Annotated in this window: 17 protein-coding genes; 1 reads left to right on the top strand and 16 read right to left on the bottom strand. The window is 37.8% G+C overall.

Annotated elements, in window-relative coordinates; translation table 11 throughout:
• Positions 1 to 2: 2 nt before the first annotated feature.
• The 16 genes from flgB to fliG form a co-directional block, all read right to left on the bottom strand.
• Positions 3 to 368 carry a flagellar basal body rod protein FlgB gene (gene flgB / locus JG735_RS03380; RefSeq protein ID WP_201335426.1) on the bottom strand — a complete coding sequence of 122 codons (366 nt, stop codon included), beginning with the start codon at positions 366 to 368 and terminating at the stop codon, positions 3 to 5.
• On the bottom strand, positions 368 to 2,347 hold the full coding sequence (locus JG735_RS03375; protein ID WP_201335425.1) for a tol-pal system YbgF family protein: 1,980 nt from the start codon (positions 2,345 to 2,347) through the stop codon (positions 368 to 370). The genes flgB and JG735_RS03375 overlap by 1 nt, the downstream gene beginning before the upstream one ends.
• On the bottom strand, positions 2,334 to 4,031 hold the full coding sequence (locus JG735_RS03370; RefSeq protein WP_201335424.1) for a hypothetical protein: 1,698 nt from the start codon (positions 4,029 to 4,031) through the stop codon (positions 2,334 to 2,336). Before JG735_RS03370 ends, JG735_RS03375 begins: the two co-directional genes overlap by 14 nt.
• A gap of 212 nt (positions 4,032 to 4,243) precedes the next feature.
• Positions 4,244 to 4,879, bottom strand: coding sequence for a sigma-70 family RNA polymerase sigma factor (locus JG735_RS03365; RefSeq protein WP_201335423.1), 636 nt, complete (start codon positions 4,877 to 4,879; stop codon positions 4,244 to 4,246).
• Positions 4,876 to 5,730, bottom strand: a complete 855-nt coding sequence (locus JG735_RS03360) for an AAA family ATPase (RefSeq protein ID WP_201335422.1) — start codon at positions 5,728 to 5,730, stop codon at positions 4,876 to 4,878. The genes JG735_RS03365 and JG735_RS03360 overlap by 4 nt, the downstream gene beginning before the upstream one ends.
• Positions 5,727 to 6,902: a flagellar biosynthesis protein FlhF gene (gene flhF / locus JG735_RS03355; RefSeq protein WP_201335421.1), complete on the bottom strand. Its 1,176-nt coding sequence runs from the start codon at positions 6,900 to 6,902 to the stop codon at positions 5,727 to 5,729. Before flhF ends, JG735_RS03360 begins: the two co-directional genes overlap by 4 nt.
• Entirely contained in the window at positions 6,889 to 8,976 is a 2,088-nt protein-coding gene (gene flhA, locus JG735_RS03350; RefSeq protein ID WP_201335420.1) for a flagellar biosynthesis protein FlhA, read from the bottom strand. The genes flhF and flhA overlap by 14 nt, the downstream gene beginning before the upstream one ends.
• Positions 8,973 to 9,254, bottom strand: a complete 282-nt coding sequence (locus JG735_RS03345) for a rod-binding protein (protein ID WP_201335419.1) — start codon at positions 9,252 to 9,254, stop codon at positions 8,973 to 8,975. Before JG735_RS03345 ends, flhA begins: the two co-directional genes overlap by 4 nt.
• Before the next feature lie 7 nt (positions 9,255 to 9,261).
• Positions 9,262 to 10,353: a flagellar basal body P-ring protein FlgI gene (locus JG735_RS03340; RefSeq protein WP_201335418.1), complete on the bottom strand. Its 1,092-nt coding sequence runs from the start codon at positions 10,351 to 10,353 to the stop codon at positions 9,262 to 9,264.
• Between the two features lie 29 nt (positions 10,354 to 10,382).
• Positions 10,383 to 10,979, bottom strand: a complete 597-nt coding sequence (locus tag JG735_RS03335; RefSeq protein ID WP_236587239.1) for a flagellar basal body L-ring protein FlgH — start codon at positions 10,977 to 10,979, stop codon at positions 10,383 to 10,385.
• A gap of 41 nt (positions 10,980 to 11,020) precedes the next feature.
• On the bottom strand, positions 11,021 to 11,962 hold the full coding sequence (gene flgA / locus JG735_RS03330) for a flagellar basal body P-ring formation chaperone FlgA (protein ID WP_201335417.1): 942 nt from the start codon (positions 11,960 to 11,962) through the stop codon (positions 11,021 to 11,023).
• Positions 11,925 to 12,725, bottom strand: coding sequence for a flagellar basal-body rod protein FlgG (flgG, locus tag JG735_RS03325; RefSeq protein WP_201335416.1), 801 nt, complete (start codon positions 12,723 to 12,725; stop codon positions 11,925 to 11,927). The genes flgA and flgG overlap by 38 nt, the downstream gene beginning before the upstream one ends.
• A 10-nt stretch (positions 12,726 to 12,735) precedes the next feature.
• The gene (locus tag JG735_RS03320) at positions 12,736 to 13,452 is read right to left on the bottom strand and encodes a flagellar hook-basal body protein (RefSeq protein ID WP_201335415.1); all 717 of its coding nucleotides are present in this window, start codon (positions 13,450 to 13,452) and stop codon (positions 12,736 to 12,738) included.
• Between the two features lie 3 nt (positions 13,453 to 13,455).
• A complete protein-coding gene (locus JG735_RS03315; RefSeq protein ID WP_201335414.1) occupies positions 13,456 to 13,872 on the bottom strand; it encodes a FliM/FliN family flagellar motor switch protein in 417 nt (138 codons plus the stop codon).
• Positions 13,865 to 14,845, bottom strand: coding sequence for a flagellar motor switch protein FliM (locus JG735_RS03310; RefSeq protein ID WP_201335413.1), 981 nt, complete (start codon positions 14,843 to 14,845; stop codon positions 13,865 to 13,867). The genes JG735_RS03315 and JG735_RS03310 overlap by 8 nt, the downstream gene beginning before the upstream one ends.
• A 110-nt stretch (positions 14,846 to 14,955) precedes the next feature.
• Positions 14,956 to 15,981: a flagellar motor switch protein FliG gene (gene fliG, locus JG735_RS03305; protein ID WP_201335412.1), complete on the bottom strand. Its 1,026-nt coding sequence runs from the start codon at positions 15,979 to 15,981 to the stop codon at positions 14,956 to 14,958.
• A gap of 287 nt (positions 15,982 to 16,268) precedes the next feature.
• Between fliG and JG735_RS03300 the strand changes: the two genes are divergently transcribed.
• On the top strand, positions 16,269 to 16,475 hold the full coding sequence (locus JG735_RS03300) for a hypothetical protein (protein ID WP_201335411.1): 207 nt from the start codon (positions 16,269 to 16,271) through the stop codon (positions 16,473 to 16,475).
• Positions 16,476 to 16,479: the final 4 nt, after the last annotated feature.

Here is a 16,479-nt window from a genome sequence, read left to right as displayed (position 1 = left end):
GGCTATCTTCCTGTTATAACAAGTTTAAGTTTTGTAAACTCTTTTTTCAATGTTTCAGAGAGCGACTTATACATGATAGAGCTTTCGGCCAATTTGGCAAGTTCTTCTTGAATATCAACTCTGTTGTTGTCATATCCTCTAATCTCTCCCAACTCCACCTCTTTAAACGCACTTTTTGGCGTTTGCGGATCGATATGTTTCGGATCGGTTTTTTTGAGCTCCATCTGGTTTTTCAGCTCTTGTTCAAAAACAAGCTCTTTTGGTTTAAAGTTTGGGGTATCGGCATTGGCAATATTTCCTTGAATAACTTTGGAGCGTTCAAAAAAGAAGGAAGCCGCTTTTTCCAATCCGTCGATTTTCTCCCACATTATTGACCCTCTATTTCTTTACTAAACAGTATATCATCATATGCAGCTTTTGCGATATGGTACCACTCATTATCACATGAACTCATCTCATTTAATATCTTGCCAGCATATTGCATTTTACCAATTCTAACATAAGATAGAGATAATATACTGTTTAAAAAACAGTCCTCCTTGATATAGGAAGCAATGGGAGAAAGAAGGTCTATGATTTGCTGATATAGTTCTTTTTCTATCATTTTTTTCGCCAATATTTCTACATATTTTCTCACAACAGGATCTTTTGTGTAATTTTTGACAAAAAAATCCCTGTGAGATTTGACAAAAGAGGTATCGATGATGCCTTGCTCCAGCTTGGAAGCAGAAAGAAAAAGCAATTTATAAAAACTGTTTTGTTTGCATCTGTTTTTCAACATCTCAAATCTATTGCTGCATTGGCGCTGTATTAAAAAGCATAATTTATTGTAATCTATCGCATATGTACAACCTCTCTTCTTCACTTTCATGAGATATTTCATAGCTTCACTGTATTGTCCAAGTTCATAATGGACATCAACGAGTTTATACAACAGTGCATCATCTTTGAACTTTTTATACATTCTTTTCAAAAGATCGATATATGTTTTTTTCCCTTTTTCGCATTGATATATAACTTTGCCCATATGCAATAAAACTGACTTTGTGAAAATTTCTACAAAAAACTGGGGATTGGATCTGTATAGAATGCACATGAGCTTCGGATCATTCAGATGGTACAACTCCGGTTCCCAAAGTTTTCGGAAATACTCTTTGTGTTCATATTTCAGACTCTTCACAGGAACCAATGAGATCTCCCAGCCAAGTCGTTTCATGAGTTTTTCGCTTCTGAGTTCAAGAACATTCAATCCAAAATTTGCCAATGCAAAAAAACCGAGATAGTTTTGTCTGTTTTTTACCAATATTTCCAAAGTAAACTTTTGCGGATTTTTCAAAAACATTGCATCAGGCAAAAATTTTTTTAGATAATGTTGCACCTTCTTATCTTTTTTCATGATGTATAGGAGTTTAAGTTTTGCGATCGTTGCGTATTTGCTTTTGGGAAATTTTTTGATAAGACGATAGTAGTATCCGACACTCTCATGGGTATTGTTGGTATTAAAGGCTATATCACCAAGCCGTAACAGAGTCTTTTGTAAAACATCCCTATTTTTAACATATTTTAGTATTCGTTTAAAAAGCTGTTTTGCCGTCTTATATTCTCCATATCGATATGCATTTTCTGCAACAATATAATAAAACTGTGGATTGTCTATGAGATACTCTTCATACTCTTTGTAGGTTTGCAGCAACAAACGTCTGGCTTTTTCATACTCGTCTTGATAAAAATAGAAAAGCCCTTGAATAAAACGATACTCTTTTTTTTGTTCTTTCGATAAGTTTTCTATAGATAGCATGATCATATATTTTGTAAAAAGATTGGTTTTCTTTTCTAGTGCTGCTGTCCGCAACATTCCAATCAAAATATCTTCTTTTATTTGATTATCTGCTTTAGCCAAACCCAGCTGATACAGCGCAAGTGCTCTTTCATAGAATCCCAAATTTTCTAAAATAAGAGCTTTGAGATAATAGTACTTTGCATTATCTACTCCACCTCGTCCCAAATAGAGATTGAGATAATTCAATGCACTCCAAAAAAACTTTTTTTCACCTGTGCGTTTGCCGATTGCAAGATATGTTTTTGCAAGTTGGTACAAAGCGTCCAAAAAATAGGGTGTATTGGGAAATTTAACAACGTAAGAAAATTCATTTAAAGCATCATAATATGAACCCACCCGAAAGTCACGTAGCGCATTTTCATATACTATTTTTATGTAGCTGTTATCTTTGTGCGAAGAGGTATTCGTTTCATTGAAATCTTGTCCGCTATGTTGGCGTATAGTCTCATTCGTTGATGCAAAAACGGCTGTAAGGAAACAAAATAGAAAAAGGCTATATCTTAACATTTACCAGACTTGACTCACTTCTTGTTGAGGGAAGTACGGTAGTGTTTGAAAAATCTCTTCTTTTTTCTTTATCTTTTAAAGTTATCCTGTATTTGTCAAAACCGGTCTGCTGCATTACCTTATCGATGTAGTGCTGCAGTCCATCCTCCATCATCAAAGGCGTCATACTCACAAATTGCATCTGAACAGATTGATGATGAAGACTGATTCTGATTCGAGTTTGATCAAGCGTTATGATAAATTGCTGCTGTTTGTGGCTCTCTTTAAATAGAGTGGTTTGATCATCGGACCTGCTAACAAAACTTTTTGTAGAGGAATCTGAATTTGCATTATGGTCACCGTTTTGTTGCGATGGATCATTGTGAGTATTGAGTATGTGCTGTTCAATGGTTTTTTCAATCGAATCAATCTGCTTTGAAAGAGCGATTCTTTTAGGACTCTCTTTCCTTTCACTTCCAATAATTATATTTTGTGAAGTAGATATTTCTTGATTTTGGGTAATCTCTTCAGAATGCTTTAATGCTTTTTCTTTCGTTGCACTGTTTTTTTCAAAAATTTGTTTTTGCTTCAATTGACTATGAATTTGTGATACATCTAGATGGTTTCTTTCACCAACAATCTGTTTTGGTTTATTCTGGCGTTCAGTTTCAAAAAAAGCCTCTTGAACACTCTTGTTTAATGTACTTTTTCTGTGTTTACTTTGACTTTTGTCTTCATCGACATATTGCGTACTGCCATCGAATGTTTTCATCATATACATTTGTTTGATATCCGGCTGATGTACCCTCTTCTTGTTTAAAGGCATATGTCCTATTTCCAAATCATTACTTTGATCTGCAATATGCTTTATTTTTTGTGCACTTTTTTGCGATTCCTCTTTTATAAAAGGTTTTGTAAAAAAAGGAGTTTTTGATTCGAAATTTTTTGATGCATAGAACGGAGTACGATTATTTTGTAAGTTCTCTTTTTTTGGAAGTGTCGTATGTTGGAAAGGAGCATGAATGTTCGAAACGGTTCTACTGATTATCTGGTTTTGTTTCTTATTTAATTGTATCTCATTTTGTTTTGAAAAATCTTTTAGAGATTTTGGTGGAATCGGGTTACGACGCATTTCATTTATAAAATCCTCTGCTTTCAAACGATTCTTGGTTTTTTGACTTCCGTAAGAATGAGCCCAAGCATATATTGTTTGTTCGGTTTTGTATTCAGTACAATGCTCTTTTTGCTTTTTCGATTTTTTTTCTAACTCTTGATTTTCGTTGATATCCTTTGTAGGAACAGTATTTGCAGCAAATATATTCTTATGAATTTTTTGATTTCTTACATCATTTTTCTTATTTTCACCAATTTTCACTTCTTCTTTTTGTATTACAGATGGCGTTTGTACACTCTTTTTGGATATTTGGACTGCTTTGTGCAAATATTGCCGCTTTTCCACACTCTTTGCAGAAACGATAGTAAAACTCTGTAAAGGTTTTTTACCAAACGCTCTTGTATCTTTATCATATTGAAAAATCACTTTTTTTAAAGAGTTTTTCTTTGCAGAAATTTGTAATAACTTATGCGGTATATGCGTTTTCTGTTTGTACCGAACAGAATCTTTTTGAAAAAAATTATCTTTTATCGATTTCCCATCTGCTGTTTGTACTGATGATTGTACATTGGCTTGTGAAGCTTTGGGCATTTGGCCTATGAGAGTTTGCAAGGAGTGTTTTGGTACTAAGTCAAGCTTTTTCTGTTCAAAAAGAATATCGTTTTTTTTCGTTTTTTCTTGAAGTATCGATGTAAGTACTGTTTTAAAATCGAATTTAGGGCCTGAGGGGGTAGAACTATTTTTTATAGCTGTTTTCTTCTTAACCTCTTTTGGAGAAAGAAAAAGCAGGTCCAATAGATTCATTACATCTCCATTTTCTTAAACACACATTTCAACTTCGCTATCGCTTTCGATTTTATCTGCGATACCCGTGATTGTGATATCCCAAGTGCCTGCGACACCTCTTTAGGCTCACGCTCTTCGAAATAGAGCATCTGTAACGTTTTTCGCTCACTTTCGCTAAGATCAGCCAAAGCTTCTACTATTTTATCATGAATTTCTGAAGAAATGGCATAATCTTCTGGACTTTTTTCATTACTGATCAAAATATCCATCAGTCTCAGACCATTGTCACTCTCTCCAAGAGCCTTTTCCATACTCATCATAATGGCAAGATTAGACAGAGGAATATCTTTTTGCCCTTCCTCTTTCTCTTTTTTGATTTTTTCTCTCATGGTACGAGGAACGATATGTAACGAACGAAGGTAGTCAAGTATTTCACCACGAATTTTTATATAGGCGTACGTAGAAAACTGGGCTTTGTCGCGATTGTATTTTTCTATCGCTTTATACAAACCTATGGTACCTGTACTAACAAGTTCGTCAAATTCAATATTTGCATCTTTGGGAAGTTTAAAATATATTTTTGATGCCACCTTTTTGACAAGAGCCAAATTGTCCAGAACAATCTGCTGTTTCTCCTGTGGCGTTAGACTCATTCACTCTTTCCCATGAAATCAAAAAGTTTTTGCCAAAAATTTTCCGAAGATGTTTTTTGAATACGTAGCTCTGATTCACAGATTCGCCTCATATTGATGGTGTAACTATCCTTAGGAAAATTTTTGCATACAAGCATTTTTTTACGAACAGATTGTCTTAAACTATTCGTATAGGGCAAAATACCCAAAAGTTCAGCATCAATCTGTAAAAATTTGTTCAAAGAGACACGGAGTTTGTTGTAGGTATTTTTCCCATCTTCGCGGTTTTTAGACATATTCACGACTATTTTGAACCGATCATATCCATAAATGTTATACATCGATTTTATGAGTGCATATGCATCCATAAGTGCAGTAGGCTCCGGGGTCGTGACGATATAGGATCTGTCTGAGGCTCTTAAAAAGCCGGCAATTTTATCATCTATCCCCGCACCGCTATCGATGATGATATAATCATATCGGCTACTCACCTGTTCCAGTTGCGCTACAATGGTCTGCGCAGTGGTGTCTTCTATTTCCCAGATATCATCGATGCCAGAAAATCCAAGCAAAACGTCAAAACCGTCCGCTTTTTGTATCACCTCATCCAAAGAAGCCCCGTTGTAAAGATTTTTCATATTTCTTTTCGCATCCGCCTCTACAAAAAGATGGATATTTGCCATGCCAAAATCCGCATCGATGAGCAATACACGTTTATTATACTGGTTAGCCATCAAATAGGAAAAATTGAGAGCAAAATTTGTTTTACCCACACCGCCTTTGCCGCTTGCAATGGTTATAAAATTGGAATCTCTTGTTTGTTTCTGCTTTTTTGAAACAAGTTCCCGTAAACCACTTGCCTGATCCATCATAACTGTTCACCTAATACATATTGTGCTACCCGCTCAGGATTAAGAAGCCTGATATCTTCCGGCACTTTCTGTCCTACACTGATAAAAGAGAGAGGAATGTCTGTTTTGATCGGAAGATTGAGTAAAATTCCAGGTTTGTACGTCTCATCTATTTTTGTAAAAAAGAGACTATGGATAGGGAAAAAGGTTCGGTAGCGATTTACCACTTCCAGGGCTTCGCTGTTTTTATAGTTACAGCTAAGAACCAAAGAGATATCCATAAAGTCGGCACCACCGCCAAGGATTTCTCGCATTTCACCTAATCTCCAGTAATCGTAATGGCTTCTTCCAACGGTATCTATCAGTACTACATCGATACCATTGAGATTTTGCAACGTCTTTTTAAGATTTTTCGAATCTGTAATAGCGTAAAAAGGAATATTGAGGATATTGGAAAAGGATCTTGCCTGCTGTACGGCACCTACTTTGAAGGTATCGATGCTGATTACCGCAATTTTCAATTTTTGGTTGATCACAAGTTCTGAAGCAATTTTAAAGAGGTTGGTTGTCTTTCCAACACCAGTTGGACCTACAAAAGCTATTACTTTGAAGTTGCCTTTCTGTATTTTCAAAGGACCTCTAAATTTAATCTTCTTTTCTATCGCCGTTGTCAGAGCTTCTTTGAAAAAAGAGGTATTGAGATCGAGTTTATTGGTATCAATATCAAGTCCACATGACTCTTTGACAAGCATCTTGGCAACTTTTGGATCCACATCGTTTTCGACTAGTAGTTTGATAAGCTCTACTGCATCACCAGTAAACTCGTCAAACTGCTCCTCTTTGAGAAGAGGATTTTTTGCATGAGAGGGAAGCTCTGCAGGTTCAAACGAGACACTACCTCTTTTTTTGATCTCCTCCTTCAAAGGCTCAATCTTTTTATCGATCATCGCCTCTATTTTGGCAAGAAATTGATCAATCTCCTGATTTTTCTCCTCCTTTGATAAAAGATCCAAAAAGTTTTCATTTTTGTCTTCAATCTTGATAAACAGTGTATATTTCTTTTTTGCAAAGAGAAAAAAGCGACGCTGGGTTTGTGTCTCATAACTTAAAATTTTTACATCTTCTCCATACTCTTTTTTGGCTTGTTCGATCAAAGCCTCCAGATCGTATCCTTCGTACTTAACTATTTCCATCGAGGCTGACCTTGTCTATGATTTTGAGTTTCGTTTTGGGATCAACTTCATTGTAGGACAGAACCGCCACATTGGACAAATAGGGTTCTATTATTTTGTGAACATACCTACGGACATTGGGAGATGTAAGAAGCACGGGTGTTCTTTGTTCGATCACAAACTTTTCAATATTTTTACTGATTTGCATGATAAAGTTCTGCAGTTTTGCAGGGTCTATCGGAGGAAGATTGCCGTTGTACTCTTTAATTTTTGTATAGAGTTTCTCTTCACTCGCCGGATCTAGCGTCAAAGCATACAGCACTCCATCTTTTGCATAGATAGAAGTTATCAATCTTGCTAAAGACTCTCGAACAAGTTCTGTTAAGATATCGGTATCTTCCGTTTTTGTGATATTGTCAGAAAGCGACTCGATGATAGTAAGCAGATCTTTAATAGGAATATGCTCACGTAAAAGATTTTGCAATACCCGATGCAAGACAGAATATGGTACCTGCTCAGGCACGATCTCTTTGACAATCGGATATTTCTGGGCAAGTTTGTCCACAAGCTCTTTCGTTTCACTTCTTCCCAAAATCTCATGAGCATTCTGTTTGATAATTTCTGAAAGATGAGTGATAATGACCGTAGGGATATCAACGACGGTAAAGCCCAACATTCTCGCTTTATCTTTTTGACTCTCATCGATCCAGTAGGCTTTGAGTCCAAATGTAGGCTCTTTCGTCTCTACCCCTTCAAGTTTCCCATTGGTCTGCCCAGTATCGATGGCCAGCATCTTACCTGGTTGTATTTCATATCTTGCTACTTCCACCCCTTTGAGCAAAATCCTATACTCTCCGGACTTAAGTTCCAGATTGTCCTTGATATGAATGAGCGGCACCATCAGACCAAGCTCTTTTGAGAGCTGCTTTCGCAAAGATTTGATCCGTTTGAGCAGTTCTCCACCCTTGTCTTCATCCACTAAAGGTATAAGGGCGTACCCGATCTCAAAGGTTATGGTCTCAGGCTGAGCAATAAACTCCTCTTCTCTCTCCTCCTCTTGCTGCTGTAGGATCTCTTTAACCTCTTCCTCCTCTTTTTCGATCGTTTCTCTCTTCATTTCAAGCTGCATCATATATGCCGTCAACGCAATCATACCGGCCAGAATGGTAAAAGGGACAAACGGCATGCCAGGTACCGTACCGATCACGAAAAGAGCGCCCGCAGTCATATATAAAGCCTTGGGATAACTGGTGAGTTGAGAGAAGATCTCTTTTCCAAGATTTGTTTCTGAAACTGCACGAGTTACCATCAAGCCGGCTGCAGTAGAGGTAATAAGGGATGGAATTTGACTCACCAACCCATCACCCACAGTCAATAGCGTAAAGTTTGCCACAGCGGTAGAAAGATCCATACCATGCTGCAATACTCCTATCGCGATACCGCCTATGATATTGATAGTAGTGATGATAATACCGGCAATTGCATCCCCGCGTATAAATTTACTTGCACCATCCATTGCCCCATAAAAATCGGCCTCTTTTGCAATGGCTTCACGGCGTCTTCGGGCTTCTTGTTCATCAATGAGTCCGGCATTGAGGTCTGCATCGATTGCCATCTGTTTCCCAGGCATCGCATCGAGAGTAAAACGTGCGCCCACTTCACTGATTCTTTCCGTCCCTTTTGTTACCACAATGAAATTGATCGTCACTAATATAATGAAAATGATGATACCGACAATATAGTTTCCTCCCACGACAAACTGACCAAAACTCTCGATCAGTTTTCCAGCAGCCTCCGGCCCCTCATGGCCGTGCAAAAGTATTCTTCTTGTTGTAGCGATATTCAAAGCCAAACGAAAAAGTGTCGCCAAAAGCAACAGTGAAGGGAAGGATGCGATCTCCAAAGGATTGCCCACATACACAGTAGTCATAAGAATAACCAAAGAGAACGTAATACTCGCTGTGAGTAAAAGATCGAGAAAAAATGGAGGCACAGGAAGTATCATCGAGGCCAAAATGGCCAATATTAAAACGATGATAATGGCATCGGAATGCTCATGCACTTTTGAAAAAATCTTTTCAATTCCGTAGGTCATTGGCTATTCTTCTTGTATGTCTCAACTGCATGTGCAATATACTCTTTCAAACCAAACTGGTCACTATCACTTAAGACTTTTGCGATCTGCATATCGAACATATCCCAATACATTTTTGCTGAAAAAGAGTTATCCAAAAGCGGCGATGTTCTCTCAAGAGATTTTCGTACCTCTTTTAAAAACTGGCGTATAAACTCCTCTTCAAAACCTTTCGCCGCCAAATCTTTCGTTTTTATCTGGCTCAGCTGTGCAAAATCCCAATATGTTTCTATCTTCATATCCATCCTACATTATGACGATTTTTGCGTGGAGTTTACCGGCGTTTTTAATAGCCTGTATTATAGCAATAAGATCTCTTGGTGAAATCCCCAAATCGTTCAGTGCTTTGACAAGATCTTTGAGTGAAGGCGATCGTATAGAAAAAATTCTTCCGTTTGCTTCTTGAACCGTGGTTTGTGTCGATTGGGTTTGAACGGTTTTTCCTCCGGCAAGGGGGTTTGGCTGGGAAATTACAGGCTCTTTCTGAACTGTTACATAGATACTTCCATGGGAGATATACACAGGCGTATCGATTTTGATATCGCCACTCATAATGACCGTTCCTGTCCGCTCATAAATAACGATCGTAGGCTCATTTTCGCTTTGCACTTTGAGATCAAGAAGTTGCGAGAGAAACTGTACTTTGTCGTACTGGTTCTTCATCGGGTACAACACACGAATGGTTGAAGCATCCAATGCAAAGGCGAGCTCTTCTTTGAAATGTTTGTTGATTGCATCCACAATACGACGGGCCATTTCAAAGCTTGGATGTTTCAGCGTAAGCGTTACCGTTTTTTGTTCGTCAAAACTGTAGGGAAGATCCCTTTCTATGATCGCTCCATTCGGAATGAGTGCTGTGGTAGTGAAATTTTTTTGTACCTTGCCGCCTTTATTCGATTCACTGAATCCCCCACCCGTTGACGTAGGGCCCTGGGCAAAAGCGTATATTTTTTTGTCCGGTCCAAAAAGCGGGGTACGAATAAGCACGCCATTGCCTATATCTTTCGCATCTCCCATACTCGACACCGTCACATCCACCGTCATCCCGCTTTTCGCGAACGGTGGCAACTTGGCCGTCACAATAACTGCAGCCGCGTTTTTTGTTTTCACATCTTTTGGATCGATATTGATCCCCATTTTCTTCAGCATATTGGCAATGCTCAATAGTGTAAATTTCGTGGTCGTTCCGTCTCCTGTACCATTTAAACCTACAACGATGCCATACCCTGTCAAGTAGTTTTCACGAACACCGACAACGTTGACTTGATCGCCAATCTTGATTTCGACAGCCCAAAGAACATCGAACAGTATAAAAAACAGTAAAAAAAACAGTCGCATTCACACCCTCAATATTTTCATTAATTATATCAAAACGGCCATATTTTCATGACAAATTTCGCGAGCCAGCCCGGCTCTTGCGCATCTGTAACAAACCCTTGACCATTATACTCCACATACATATCCGATATTCTTGACGAGTCTATACTGTTGTCTGGCAATATATCTTTTGGATTGACAATGCCCGCGATTTTAAGGTACTGGGTATCGGAATTGATTTTGAGATATTTTTTCCCTACGATATAGAGATTGCCGTTTGGATAGACTTTTACGACTCTTGCAGTGATTTTTGCAATCAACTTCGCACTTCTTTTTGTTCCGCCTTTCCCTGAAAAACTGTTTTGTGAACTACCGTCAAGACTTAAAAACTCATCCCCTTTGATGACCGATCGACCTTTTATTTTCGGAGTCGGAACACCTAGCCCTACGCTATTGCTTCGTGAAGTCTGAACATCGCTCTGGCCTTTTCCTGATAAATTTTCATTGATGTTGATCGTAACCACATCACCGACCTCATAGGCCTTCATATCGCTAAAAAGATTGTCATATCCGCTATAGAGTGAACCTGGTGCTTGCTGTTTAGGAGCTTGCATCACCTCTTTTTCGCTTAAAATCTTTGGCTTCATAGGAGCTTTCGGTGCTGAGCCCATACATCCGCAGAACAATATCAATACAGAAACAGCACAACACCATCGGATATAACTTTGCATGCCAAAACCTTGTTCGTAGATATGTTTTTCACTTTTATTATATCACCCCTTTTCCCATTTTGGAGGGCAAGTCCCAAAAGCTCTATCATAATCGGGCCTTTTTTATAGATGATGCGAACATTTTGATGCTTTTTTACTGCATAGTTTGGTTCTATCATATACCGGGTAATCTTTCGATTTTTATAGATATTCACTTTTGCCACAGATCCTATAATCTCTTGGAGATCTGGATAGTTCCTGCCATGGACTACCGCTTTTTGAACTTCTACATCTTCGTTTTGTATCACTGAGCCTTTGGGGATATCATGTGCTGCAACAACAACATTGGCAAGAGTTTTAATCATCAAATATGCCCTATAAGTGATCTCTTTTCCATCAGCTGGTTGGATATGAACTCTGACATAAGCATAATTTCTCGATACGGTTTCGGGCTCTATTGTTGTTGTATAACGTCCTACTATTGCGACAGGTTTCATACGAAGGGAGATTTTTCGAATCTTTTTATTTGGATATTTCTTTTTGAAATATTTTCTGATCATATCTTCTATCATCTCTTTTGAAAGAGTGTTTTTTTGAAAGCGAACAGTTGTCTGTTGCCCTTTGATGGAGATGTGCGAAGTGTCTATGAAATTTTCTTGCAGGAGTTGTCGAACCTCTTCTTTTGTGATTTTTGAGTCGTTTTTGTAATATTTTTGATCAATGAGAAGATGGGAAAGATAGTTCTTTAGTTTTTGATTGTTGATATCTATTATCGCAATTTGGGAGAGTTCTATCTTTGGTGTATTGACAAGAACCTGTTTTTTTAAAAGAATTGTTTCACGACCAAACAACATGGCCGTGAAAAAAAGAAAAATGACAAATTTACGATTTAAGGCCGGCAACGGTTCGTAGCATTTCATCAGCAGTTGTGATGCCTTTGGAGTTCATCTCGTATGCGCGCTGGGCAACGATCAAGTTCACCATCTCCTCAACGATATTGACATTGGACATCTCCAAAAAGCCTTGCGAGAGTTTTCCAAAACCATTTGTATCAGGATCTCCCTCGATCGCTTCTCCAGAAGCATCCGACTGAACAAAAAGATTGCCGCCTATTGCTTTGAGCCCTGCCGGATTGATAAAACGATAAAGTTTGAGCTGTCCAAGCTCTTCCGTTGTCTGACCTGCACCTTCATTTCGTACAGCAACGATTTTCCCGTTTGGACTGATCGAGATACCCACAAGGGTTTCTGGCGCATTGATCTGGATATTTGGTAGTACCTTGTATCCCTGGTCGGTTACGAGATTGCCTTCATTATCGATTTGAAAATTGCCGGCTCTTGTATAGGCTTCGCCTCCTCCGGGAAGCTCTATTTTGAAAAAACCTCTCCCTTGAATAGCAACATCCAGATCCCTTTCGGTATGTTTGAGGCTTCCTTGGGAGAACATTTTCGCCACATCTGCCACTCGCACACCAAGGCCTATTTGAATACCGGTAGGAAGTCTGTTGCCATCACCGTTTTCTACTCCGGGATCTTTGATATTTTGATAAATGAGATCTTCAAAATTGGCTCTGCTTTGTTTGAATCCGGTCGTATTGACGTTTGCAATATTGTTTGAGACAACATCAAGATTTGTCTGTTGTGCCTGCATACCCGAAGCTGAAGTCCATAGTGCTCGAATCATTTGCTATCCTTTACGCTCTTCCGATTTCATTGGTTTTTTGATTGAGTTGATCTATACTTTTTATCATATTACCATACATATCAAAACGTCTTTGCGCCATAATCATCTCCGTCATCTCCATTAAAGGATTGATGTTGCTTGATTCTAAAAACCCCTGACGCACTTTGGCATCCGATTCTACTTCGTTCCCTTTCGACTGATAGTAGGTATCACCAAGAATTGTCAAAGCATCATAATTTTTAATCTGCAATCGCCTGACAAATTTGCCATCTTGATAAATAGATCCATCTTCAGTGACATTGATTTCACTTTTGCCTTCTAAACGAATCGGTTTATCTTCCGTATCCAAAAGGTAATGTCCGTTTTGGTCTACCAGCAATCCTTCACCATTGATGAAAAAATGGCCATTCCTTGTCAGTAGTTTCTGATTCCCTTTTTGTACAACGAAAAAACCTTTTCCTTCCAATGCAAAGTCGAGTCTGTTTTGTGTATGTTTTAATGAGCCTTGTGTAAGATTCAATATACTCTCTTTAAATCTTGGAAACACAAAAAGGTGATTGGCATCCCCTCCATTTTCATAAAGGCGCTGACTCATCTCTTTTACAACCATCTCTTTAAATCCGGTTGTATTGACGTTGGCAAGATTATTTGTAATGGTATCAAGCTGCTCCATCGCCCTGGATGCACCGCTTGCCAATACATATGTTGCTTGTAGATCAAGAGCCATTGTTTATCCTTCCAAAATTTTCAGTCGCTCTTCAGGAGTGACTACATGAGTAATTTTCAGCCCAAAATTATTTTTTACTGTATAGAGCTCCCCTTTTGCAATCACTTTACCGTTCACTTTCAAATCAACCGGTTCATGGATAAAACGGTTAAGCTCCACTACACTGTTTGGGTTGAGCTTCAATACTTCTTCAAGAGGCATCTGTGTCGATCCGATTTCTACAATGACGTCTAAAGGAACATCTAAAAGAATGGAAAATTTACTTTTTTCAATGCCTTCACTTCCTTCAACATTAGATTCCTCATCTTCATCATTCCCGTAACTCTCCTGTGCAAACTGCTGTGCCATCAACTCATCAGGAGAGAGCTCTTGCTCTTCGTTATTTTGCTCTTCAGATGAGGGATTTGTCTCTTCACTCATTCTCTGCTTCCTCTTCTTGATGCTCTGTTTTTAGGAGTGCCGCATATTTTTCTTTTATTTTTCCAACTTTACAACGAAACTTGTATTTATCAGAAATTCGCAAATATGCATCCTCATCTTTTTCGATATCCAATACAAGTTCCATTCCTTCCTTCCATTGTAGCACATCCTTCATCAAATAGGTCTGTTTTGGAAGTTCCAAAGCAACTTTCACATCGGTTTGCAATAAAATCTCATGGACTCTTTTTTTCCATACAGGATCGACCTCTCCTTGAAATTCACTGTAAATAATCTCTTTGATAGGTAAAAACATCCCGTGTGGAAAACAGAAATAGATAGGGGCCTCAAAACCGTCGATATCCACAATACATTCCGAAATAATTACCTTTTCATTTCCCGAAGTTATCTTTGCCAAAGCGGGATTGAGTTCTATCGACTTTTTTTCAACATCAACTGGATAAACTGCGCTGAAAACATCTTGCAGTGACTCCAATGCTATATCGATAAAATCTTTGATCACATAGGTTTCCAGTTTTGTAAATTCTCTACCTTCTACTTTAAACGGTTTTGCGGGACCTCCAAACATAACACTGATAACAGTAAAAACAAGTCTTGAGTCTATAACCAAAAGAGCTGTCTCTTTCAAAGGCCTCATCGTAAATGTGGTATAGCTTGACGGCATGGGAATATTGAACATAAAGTTATTGAAACGGGTGATATAGATGGATTCTTTGGAGACCATGTTGATTTTTGGAAGAACTTTGCGAACCTCTTCTCGAAAAAGCTTCACCCATCGCTCATAAATGAGCTCAAGGCCTGGGAATCCCCCTTTTTTTATACTCTCTAATTCATCAAAATCAAAGGGTCGAATATCTGAAAGCTCTTCAACACTGCTCTCCTCTTCTGCTTCCGACTCACCGCCTCCAAGCAGTGCATCTATCTCTTCTTGAGACAAGAAATCCTGTTCAGACATTCCAGTCCTTATTTGAACTTTAAGCTATTATATTTCATTTTAATAATCATTTCAAGTTTTTTAAAAAAATGAAGCCACTATTTCGTCACTTTTTCACATTTGTGACGATATTACACGTACTCTTCTCCACTTCCGAACTCGATCACACCTTTATTGATCAAATTTTTAATCTCTTCGATGATTTTCTTCTGAGCCTTTTCCACATCACTTTTCTTCACTGGACCCAAGACTTCCATATCTTCCAAAAACATTTCAGCCGCACGCTTGGACATATTGGATAAAAATTTGTCCAATATCTCTTGAGGAGCACCTTTGAGAGCCATCATCAAAACGTTTTTATCGACATTTTTCAAAATTTCAATAATCGCTTTATTGTCAAGCTTCAAAATATCTTCAAACTTAAACATTCTCTCTTCGATGTTATCTGCCAAAATTTCATCCTCTTTACGGACTTCTTCAAGAAGCTCTACTTGTACCTCTTTCGGTAAAGCATTGACTATTTCTGCTGCGATATCGATGCCACTCAATGTCTCTTCCGTTCCTGCACCAATGGTTAGCAACTCTTCTTCTAATGTATTGGCTACGATTTTTAGTGTCTGAGCATTGATTTTTTCTATAGATGCAATTCTTTTTATCACTTCTTCTTGCACATTGGTTACTCCCGCTCTTTTGGGAATATACTGTAATATCTCTGCTGCTACGGAAGGTTTAAGTTGAGAGAGGATAAGAGCAATTACCTGGGGATGTTCATTTTTAATAAGATTTGCTACCATTTTTGGATCGAGTTTTTCCAACTCTTTAAATATTGCTTTAAACTCTTCCTCATCAAATGTTTGATTTAAAAGTTTTTCTAAAACTTCAGGAGGAAGAGCCTTTTGTAAAATCTTTTTGAGATGATCAGGTGCTATTTTTACTGGAGAAGCCTCTTTTAAATTATCGTAGGCCTCTTTCAGGACTTCTAAAACTGATTCTTTTGATGGAGTTTCAAGCATCAAAATTGTTTTAACAATCCTTTCTACTTCAAAATCTTTCAATTTTTTAAAAATTTGTACACTAATATCTTCGGGAAGTGCAGAGATCAAAATAGCAGCTTTTTGCAGTTTTGTTAAATGCACCTTTTTCTTTTCTTCGGACACATCTTATCCTTGTTATCATTATCATTAATTTTACTTTTAAATAAATTGTTATTACTTATTCTAGTACATTTTATTTAAAATTAAGATGAATTAAACGATAATGTTTACATACATAGTCAGGATAAAATTTCCTAGAAAGGGTTATTTTAATGAAAAAAAGATATCATAATGAACATATAAATATAGCAATTCAACATCTTGATCTTGCCTCACAAGAAGTTACTAAGTGTTCCAACTCCATATTGCACACCCTTCAGGAAATCCAAAAACAGATAATAGATCCACAAATGCATGAAAAGATTAATGAAACTATTGCCGTTTTGCAATTGGAGGATATCATCGTTCAAAGATTAAAAAAAGTTTCAGATTTTCTAACTATGATAGATGAAAACATTGAACTGGAAAAAGATAAAAGATTTTTAGACGAATTTGCATGGGAAAAAGAGGTAGATCAAAGTGATATCGACAGAATGTTTAATGAATACAAAGGATAGATAG

Origin of the sequence: Nitratiruptor sp. YY08-10 (assembly GCF_016629565.1) — a bacterium.
In the GTDB taxonomy this organism is placed as follows: Bacteria; Campylobacterota; Campylobacteria; order Campylobacterales; family Nitratiruptoraceae; genus Nitratiruptor.
The sequence above is the reverse complement of the archived record's forward strand: the minus strand, read 5'-3'. Positions and strand labels throughout refer to the sequence as shown.